An 8,422-nucleotide genomic window follows, 5' to 3' on the forward strand; every position below is an offset into this window, starting at 1 on the left:
GTAAAGAATTTTTTAATTTTCAATTGTTTTTTTAAGAATGCAAATAGCTAATATGCACGATTAGATAAGCAAATGAAAGAGATTACTATCTTTATTTACCTCTGTGAATTCAAACCCTTTTAAGTTAAGGCGTTTAATTAATTGAGCGTAATCATCTTTCTGTTTTAATTCAATTCCTACCAAAGCTGGACCATTCTCTTTATTATTCTTTTTTGTATATTCAAAGCGATTGATGTCATCTGTCGGGCCAAGAACCTCATCTAAAAATTCACGCAATGCACCAGCGCGTTGCGGGAAATTGACTATAAAATAGTGCTGTAAGCCTTCATAAATCATTGACCGCTCTTTTATTTCTTGCATTCTCCCAATATCATTATTTCCACCACTAATGATACAAACGATGTTTTTGCCTTTAATCCTATCTTTTAACTGATCTAAAACCGCTAATGACAAAGCACCTGCTGGTTCAGCTACAATTGCATTTTCATTATATAGCTCTAGAATCGTTGTGCAAACCTTCCCTTCAGGAACTAACAATACTTCACTAACGACTTCTTTGCATATCTGAAAAGACTTTTCCCCAACCTTTTTAACTGCTGCCCCATCCACAAATTTCTCGATATGTGGTAATTCAACTACTTTATTTTCAAGTAACGCCTTTGCTAACGCGGGTGCTCCCTCAGGCTCTACTCCGATAATCTTAGTGTTAGGAGAGATGCTTTGAAAATACGTTCCTACTCCAGAGATTAAACCCCCTCCACCAACACTAGCAATCAAATAATCGCATTCAAAGTCTGAATCATTTAAAATCTCCACTGCAACAGTGCCCTGCCCTGCGATTACATCTAAATCATCAAAAGGGTGGATAAATGCTCTGTTTTCATTTTCACTACAGGTAAGTGCACGATCATAAGCATCATCAAAGGTATCACCCGTTAAAATTATTTCTACAAACTCTTTTCCAAACAATTCTACTTGTGAAACCTTTTGTCTTGGTGTTGTTGAGGGCATGAATATTTTTCCATTTATTTTTAACTGACGGCAAGTATAAGCTACACCTTGAGCATGGTTTCCAGCACTTGCACAAACAATCCCATTTTCAGTTTGATCGGTTCGTAGCTGACTAATTTTATTAAATGCTCCTCTTATCTTAAAAGATCTAACAACTTGGAGATCTTCTCTTTTTAAATAGATATTGCATTCATATTTCTCAGACAACTGCTCATTTTTTTTGAAGAGGTGTGTGGGCTACAACATCTTTTAGTAAATGATGTGCCTTAAGAATATCTTCAACATATACGGATTTGGTCTCTCCTACAATTTGTTTCATTCTCTCGGTCCCTTCAAGTACGTTGATAATTTGAAATTATAACATGAATATTCAGTAAATAGAGTGTTTATTTAAACTTTTTTAAAGAAATGGATAACCTTTATGGATAGAAACGTTTTTGATGAAAAAACTATCACTGGAGGTGAACGATAGTGGAATTTGAATTAATAAGCAATGAAAGCGCTATCCCTTGTTTAGTTGTAGCCGATCCTGATAATGGACGGTATATGATTCGAGATGCAGATACAAGCGGTGAAGTTTTTAATAGTAACGAAGAATTACTACAATGGGTAAAAAAAAATTGGAGTGCTGATGATTTTAAAAATAAAAATCACTATAACTTTATGCTAGCCTCTTTGAACCAAGCTTCTATGTGAGTAAAGGAAAAAGTTCCCGAAGATCATTTTCGAGAACTTTTCTATGATTTAAGTATGTACTTTACTCAAAAGTTCCTTTAACAAGAATTTCTTTTTCTTTCACCATAATCTTGCCTTTTGCAATTACTGTATCGATCGTTAGACTACTTTTATCAACTAAAACGAGGTCTGCATCTTTCCCAATTTCAATGGTTCCTTTATTTTTCAATTTTAGTATCGCTGCTGGATTTTGAGTAATGACCTTTATTGCATGTTCAATTTCCACTCCCTCATGTAGAATGGCGTCTCTCACTTCATTATATAAAGAAGATACATCACCTACTTGAAGACCAATCAATTCTCCATCCTCGTTAAATTCAGGAAGACTTGCTTGCCCGTCAGAGGTAAAGGAAATCTGTTCAATCGCAACACCTGCATCCAGCATTCTTTTTAAGCCCCTACTACACTTCACTTCACCCATTTGTAAAAACTTATGTACAGTACTTGTTGTGAAATCTACATAACCACCTTTTTTGGCATAAGCTATACCTGCCTCAAATAAGTCAGAGTTGCGATTAATATGTGTAGGGTGAAACGTCTTAATCGGAATATCTGTTACTTCGACAACTGCTTCTAAAAGAGACAACTTTGATTTGCTATCACCTAGATGAATGTTTACAATACCAGCTTTCCCTGACAACATACCACCAATCCTCGCTGCTGAAGCAATTTTCGCTATTTCTTCTATAGTTGGTTGTGAAGAACGATGATCACTTATCGCAATCTCACCTGCACCAATGATTCTGTCAACTAATATCAAGTCATCTTCAATTTTCCCAGTTAGTGTCTTTACCGGCACCTGATAGCTCCCCGTATGGACGTAACATGTGATTCCTTCTTCTTCAAGAGCTCGCGCTTTAGCGATTAAGCTTGTCATTGTTCGCGTTGTCCCGTCAGTTCCAATCACCCCTATAAGCGTTGTAATTCCGGCTGTAGTAGCATTTGTTAACTGAATTTCAGGCGTCCTTGTCCGGTAACTGCCTTCTCCTCCCCCACCAATAATATGAACGTGAGCATCGATAAACCCCGGAAAAATAATTTTTCCATAAGCATCTATGATTTCTACATTCAATTGTTTTGGTAATTCCAATGTATTCGGTTCTAATATGTAACCAATTTTGTCTCCTACTAATAGAAGATCTCTTTTCCCAAGTGGCTTTGGACTGTAAACTTCTCCATTCTTTATTAGCGTTAACATTTTATTCTCCTTTTCTAAAAAGCATTCTACTTATTATGCAATTATCATGCCATGATAAAATACCTCTACCATGCCTTTTTCACCATTAATAAATTTAATGGTTTTAATTAGTTGTAATTGGGTGTTATAATAAAACCAATTACTTCTACGGGGGTTGAAAATGACAAAACAAACGTTAGTACTTGTATGTGGTACAAACGAAACAAAACATGCACTAACAAACCAACTATACCTATTAATAGGAGATTACGTTACGATTACTAGCTATACAATCGGAGAAGATTTTTTCTCAACAGCAAATGACAGTGATACATTTCTGTTCTCATCAAAAGGTGTTTATGATGAGGTAAAAAACAAATACCCAGCCCTTACTAAAATAATTATTGCAAATCGTACGCTAAATTACGAAAATATTGACCAAATATTACTAATCCCAGAAAACTCTAGCGTCCTCGTTGTTAACGATACAGTTGAGACTACATTAGAACTAATAGAAGCATTACAGCATCTTGGTATTGATCACTTAAATTATACTCCATTTTCTGAGAAGAAATGGTTCTATGAAACAGTAGACATCGCCATTTCTCCTGGTGAGATGGATTTAATTCCTTCATATGTTCAAAACAAAATGAATATTGGTGTTCGTTTACTGGATATTTCAACTGTTTTCTATTTAGTAAAACTTTTTAAGCTTGAAGAGATTTCGGCGATCATCTCTCAAAAATACTTACGAAGTCTTGTTAATTTAAATCGCAAATTACTGAATTCAGAGAAAGATGCAATCAAATTAGGTATGCACTTACAGCACGTGGTCAATTCAGTTGATGATGGTGTACTTGCTGTTAGAGAAGATGGAATAATTACAGTATTTAACGATAAGCTAGCGCAACTTTTTAACGTACAAGGTGATAAAGTGCTTGGCGGTTCTTTGAATGAAGCCCTGGGCGATGGAGGTCTTATAAAATTCATTCTTGAAGATGAAGAGAAAACACAATTTTTCACAATAGATAATCTGGATCTTATTGTATACAAATATCATTCTTTACAGCAAAAAACGACGGTTGTCACCGTAAAAACGCTTCGGGATACAATGGAAATGGAAAAGTCAGCGAGAAAAAAACAAAATCAAAACGGATTTGTTGCAAAATATGACTTTAACGACATTGTCGGGGAAGACAGCACAATTACAGAGGCAATTCTTGTCGCAAAAAAACTATCACGATCTCACTTACCTGTTCTAATTGAAGGTGCTACCGGTACCGGCAAAGAGCTTTTCGCACACAGCATTCATCAACATTCTGAGCGTAAAAATGCTCCTTTTGTAGCAGTTAATTGTAGTGCACTTTCTGATAGCTTGCTCGAAAGTGAATTGTTCGGCTATGAAGAAGGAACATTTACTGATGCACAAAAAGGTGGAAAAAAAGGACTATTTGAGCTAGCAGATGGGGGAACGATATTTTTAGATGAGATAGGAGATTTACACCCTACTCTGCAATCAAAATTATTACGTGTTCTTCAAGAAAATGAAATTCGTCGAATTGGTGGTTCTAAAATTATCTCAATCAATGTGCGCGTTATCTCTGCAACAAATCAAATATTAGAAAATCAACTAGCAGAAGGTACCTTTCGACCAGATCTGTTTTATCGATTAAACGTGTTATCACTTCGTCTCTCAGAGTTGCAAAACAGAAAGAGTGATATTCCGTTACTCATTACCCATTTTATTAAGGAAAGTGGCAAATTATTTCGTGTTGATGGAGCAGTGGTTGACGCACTAACCGACTATGATTGGCCTGGAAACATACGAGAACTAAAAAATACATTAGATTACATGATAACCGTTTGTGATGGGAGATCTCTTCAGCTCCACGACATACCAAAGGACCGGATACAGAAGGTAAAGGTAAAAAAGAAACAAACAAACTCAGAGCCTATCCAACTAACATTAATGGATAAACAGGAGTATATGTTTATTCTCGGCGAAATCAAACAAAGTAACGAAAAAGGTGAGCCAGCTAGTCGAAGAATGATCGCTGATAACAGTAAAGTTTTACCGATACCTTTAACAACTCAGCAAGTACGACATCGACTCGACTTTTTAGAAAAGCATCTTTATATTACAAAAGGACGAGGTCGTGCTGGCACGAAAATTACCTTAGAAGGAATAGATTTCCTAATATCATTGAAAGAAAACCTAAAATCAATTTAGCAATTCATAATTTAATGCGCGAAAGGAGACTCATTATGGCTAACACACATACATTTTCAAAAGGTGAAGAAATAGCAAATTCAATTACACATGGTATAGGTGGTCTTTTAAGTATCGCTGCCCTTGTGTTACTAATTGTATTTTCTTCTTTGTACGGAACGGCTTGGCATGTAGTAAGTTTCACTTTATTTGGTGTAACAATGGTTCTTTTATACACATCCTCTACACTTGTTCATAGTTTTCCACCTGGAAAAGCAAAGGATGTTTTTGAGATACTAGATCACTCTGCAATTTATTTTTTTATCGCCGGTACCTATACGCCGTTTTTATTCATCGCGGTGAAAGGATGGATTGATTGGACTTTGTTTGGCATTGTTTGGGGTCTCGCAATCGGTGGAACTGTTTTTAAAGCTTTTTTCGTAAAAAAATATGTTTTCTTCTCAACCGTTCTTTACGTTGTAATGGGGTGGCTAATCGTGTTTGCTTGGAATGAAATCTCTGCAAATGTCCCCTACGAAGGATTAGTTCTCTTAGCAGTTGGAGGAATTCTTTATACCGTTGGAGCAGTATTTTATGTATGGAGAGGCTTCAAATTTCACCATGCTATCTGGCATCTCTTCGTTCTAGCCGCAAGTACCACTCATTTCTTTGCGGTTTTGCTATATCTTTTACCCTAATAAGAAAGGCTTTACCATAAAACAAAAAAGCGTGTGCTTTCTACTAGGATTACTAGAGAAACACTCGCTTTTTTTATCGTTCATAAACAACATATTCATAATTATACGGATTCCGGTCGTCTTTAACTCCCGCCTCTTTAGAGATAGCTCTCCATTCCGAAGAGTTGATATCCGGAAAGAAAGTATCACCTTCAAAAGCATGGTGTATTTCGGTTATATATAATCGATTAGCATGAGGTAGTACTTCTTTAAAAATCTCAGCACCGCCAATGACGAAGATCTCTTCATTTAGGTGTTCGTATTTTTGTAACATCTCTTCAATTGAATGAAGTACCGTACAGCCTTGATAGGAAAATGCGGGATCTCTAGTTAAGACGATATTCTCTCTACCAGGTAATATTCTGCCAATTGATTGAAATGTTTTTCTCCCCATAATAATTTTATGGTTCATTGTAACTCTCTTAAAATAAGCTAAATCTGCAGGTAAATGCCATGGAAGTTGATTGTTATTTCCAATTACACCATTTTCATCTCTAGCAACTAATAAGGAAATCATACACTCACTACCCCTTTAATGTGTGGGTGTGGGTCATACCCTTCTAAACTGAAATCTTCATAGTTGAAATCAAAGATTGACGAAACTTTACGGTTAAGAATCATTTTTGGAAGAGCTTTAGGTGTTCTGTCCATTTGAAGCTTTACCTGTTCTAAATGGTTGGTATAAATGTGTACATCACCAAATGTGTGGATAAACTCACCTGGTTCTAAATTAGTTACCTGTGCTACCATCATCGTCAATAAAGCGTAGGATGCAATATTGAAAGGAACACCTAAGAAAACATCTGCTGATCTTTGATAGAGCTGACATGATAGTTTTCCATCCGCAACGTAAAATTGAAAGAAGCAATGACAAGGCGGCAATGCCATATTATCAACATCCGCGACATTCCATGCACTCACAATTAATCTGCGTGAATCTGGACTATTATTAATACTATCAATGATGTTGGAAATTTGATCGATCGTACGACCATCACCAGCAGGCCATGATCGCCATTGATGACCATACACCGGACCTAATTCACCATTTTCATCCGCCCATTCATTCCAAATTCTAATCCCATTGTCTTGAAGGTATTTGACATTTGTATCACCTTGAAGAAACCAAAGTAACTCATGAATAATCGATTTTACATGCACTTTTTTTGTCGTTATTAGAGGGAACCCATCTTGGAGATCAAATCTCATTTGATGTCCAAATGTACTTATTGTTCCCGTTCCAGTACGGTCTTCTTTTTTTACACCATTATCAAGTACGTGCTGGCACAATTGTAAATACTGCTTCATTTATGTACACACCCTTTACAGTTAATCCAACTGTATTTTACCACATCGATACTTATCAGTGTAGGACATACTTTTTATTCGCTCTTTCTAATGCACGAGTCTCAAGCGAATTCATGTACTTATACGTTAATGGAGCTTTCTTGAACAACAGGTCTTTAGTAGCTTCACTTAAATAGTACATCGCAAATGACTCAGCAAAGTACTCTTCTGGAAAATTTATAAAATAGGTTCTATTTTCAAATAGACTTTTGGCTTCTTGCTTCCAAATTGACAAAAAAAGCGGGTCTTTTCTGACATAGTTAAATACATGACGATCAAGAGAGTGACCAAATTCATGCAATTCTAAAGATACTGATCCATGTCCTCTTCCGTACTGACTATGACCTATTTTCGCGTACACGATCCGATCTTCATACATTCCAGGAACTTCTTGCCAATTCGGGCCATCTGATGCATACCCTCTTGGTCGCTCATTCTTTAACATTCGTAACCCTTTTTGATCAGTTAAAGACCCGTCAAACAATTTAACTTTTATATTTTGTTCGGCAGCTAGCATTAGAATATGCTGATCTATTTTTTCTAGATTTTTAATCATATAAACTGCATCTTCTTCTGCTATCGTTTCTTTTGGCAGTAACACAATTTCTCCTAAAACTGGCTTGGATAACGATAATTCGAGCGTTTTAAACGAATACATACTAAGTGGAATACCAGTAGGAGCTGTATTAGCGAGATTCAAGATAGGAATGGAAACGAAACTTAATAGAAGAAGTAGGAGGTTATTTTTCATGTTGGTACATCCTCTCGGTTGAATTCGCAGCTTTTAGATTATTCTATCTTCTATCAATATTATAACATATCATAGGCAGTCTCAGTAGATAAAAAGTCTCATAGATTCATTGACTTTGGGTCTATGAATAAAATTTTGTACGGTTCGTGGATTCTAATTACGATAAGAAAAGCGCAAGGCGCCCGCTTATCGGCGACAAGCATAAGACGAGCCGGCCGGAAGGTTGTTCTTTAACCTTCTGGACGGATTGGCTTAGACCATAGAGCCAATGGCGCCTTGCGCTAGACACAAAAACTAAGTACAAAAAACTTATACTTTCTTATCTTTCAAGAAAGACCCGCTCAAAATGAGCGGGTCTCAGTTTGTAGACAAAAGGAGTTCGGAATGCCTCATTCCGAACTCCTTTTTGATTTTTTTATTGGATTTGAAGCAATTATAGAGAATAGTAGACCTCT

7 protein-coding genes and 1 pseudogene are annotated in these 8,422 nt (G+C 36.3%); 3 read left to right on the plus strand and 5 right to left on the minus strand.

Annotated features, from left to right (window positions below; translation table 11 throughout):
• Positions 1–60: 60 nt before the first annotated feature.
• A pseudogene (gene ilvA, locus ACFFIX_RS23775) lies at positions 61–1,330 on the minus strand (threonine ammonia-lyase IlvA).
• A 152-nt stretch (positions 1,331–1,482) separates the two neighbouring features.
• On the opposite strand from ilvA, the gene ACFFIX_RS23780 reads away from it, so the two are divergent.
• Entirely contained in the window at positions 1,483–1,707 is a 225-nt protein-coding gene (locus ACFFIX_RS23780; protein ID WP_378938505.1) for a hypothetical protein, read from the plus strand.
• Between the two features lie 61 nt (positions 1,708–1,768).
• Here the strand turns inward: ACFFIX_RS23780 and iadA are convergent, their stop codons facing one another.
• On the minus strand, positions 1,769–2,944 hold the full coding sequence (gene iadA, locus ACFFIX_RS23785) for a beta-aspartyl-peptidase (protein ID WP_378938507.1): 1,176 nt from the start codon (positions 2,942–2,944) through the stop codon (positions 1,769–1,771).
• A gap of 160 nt (positions 2,945–3,104) precedes the next feature.
• Here iadA and ACFFIX_RS23790 point away from each other — a divergent pair, with 160 nt between their 5' ends.
• The gene (locus tag ACFFIX_RS23790; RefSeq protein ID WP_378938509.1) at positions 3,105–5,153 is read left to right on the plus strand and encodes a sigma-54 interaction domain-containing protein; all 2,049 of its coding nucleotides are present in this window, start codon (positions 3,105–3,107) and stop codon (positions 5,151–5,153) included.
• Between the two features lie 35 nt (positions 5,154–5,188).
• Complete coding sequence (gene trhA, locus ACFFIX_RS23795) at positions 5,189–5,830, plus strand: PAQR family membrane homeostasis protein TrhA (RefSeq protein ID WP_378938511.1); 642 nt, start codon at positions 5,189–5,191, stop codon at positions 5,828–5,830.
• Positions 5,831–5,903: 73 nt separating this feature from the next.
• Here the strand turns inward: trhA and ACFFIX_RS23800 are convergent, their stop codons facing one another.
• The 3 genes from ACFFIX_RS23800 to ACFFIX_RS23810 are packed head-to-tail and all read right to left on the minus strand — an operon-like array spanning position 5,904 to position 7,967.
• Positions 5,904–6,386, minus strand: coding sequence for a dihydrofolate reductase (locus ACFFIX_RS23800; protein WP_378938513.1), 483 nt, complete (start codon positions 6,384–6,386; stop codon positions 5,904–5,906).
• Positions 6,383–7,177, minus strand: coding sequence for a thymidylate synthase (locus tag ACFFIX_RS23805; RefSeq protein ID WP_378938515.1), 795 nt, complete (start codon positions 7,175–7,177; stop codon positions 6,383–6,385). Before ACFFIX_RS23805 ends, ACFFIX_RS23800 begins: the two co-directional genes overlap by 4 nt.
• A 55-nt stretch (positions 7,178–7,232) precedes the next feature.
• Positions 7,233–7,967 (minus strand): anthrax toxin lethal factor-related metalloendopeptidase, encoded by a 735-nt coding sequence (locus tag ACFFIX_RS23810; protein WP_378938517.1) that lies wholly within the window; start codon positions 7,965–7,967, stop codon positions 7,233–7,235.
• Positions 7,968–8,422: the final 455 nt, after the last annotated feature.

It is taken from the genome of Metabacillus herbersteinensis (assembly GCF_042433335.1).
Lineage (GTDB): Bacteria > Bacillota > Bacilli > Bacillales > Bacillaceae > Metabacillus > Metabacillus herbersteinensis.

Coding starts and splice junctions, on each gene's coding strand:
- iadA (WP_378938507.1), bottom strand. CDS start 2,944: ATGTTAACGCTAATAAAGAATGGAGAAGTTTACAGTCCAAAGCCACTT.
- ACFFIX_RS23790 (WP_378938509.1), top strand. CDS start 3,105: ATGACAAAACAAACGTTAGTACTTGTATGTGGTACAAACGAAACAAAA.
- trhA (WP_378938511.1), top strand. CDS start 5,189: ATGGCTAACACACATACATTTTCAAAAGGTGAAGAAATAGCAAATTCA.
- ACFFIX_RS23800 (WP_378938513.1), bottom strand. CDS start 6,386: ATGATTTCCTTATTAGTTGCTAGAGATGAAAATGGTGTAATTGGAAAT.
- ACFFIX_RS23805 (WP_378938515.1), bottom strand. CDS start 7,177: ATGAAGCAGTATTTACAATTGTGCCAGCACGTACTTGATAATGGTGTA.
- ACFFIX_RS23810 (WP_378938517.1), bottom strand. CDS start 7,967: ATGAAAAATAACCTCCTACTTCTTCTATTAAGTTTCGTTTCCATTCCT.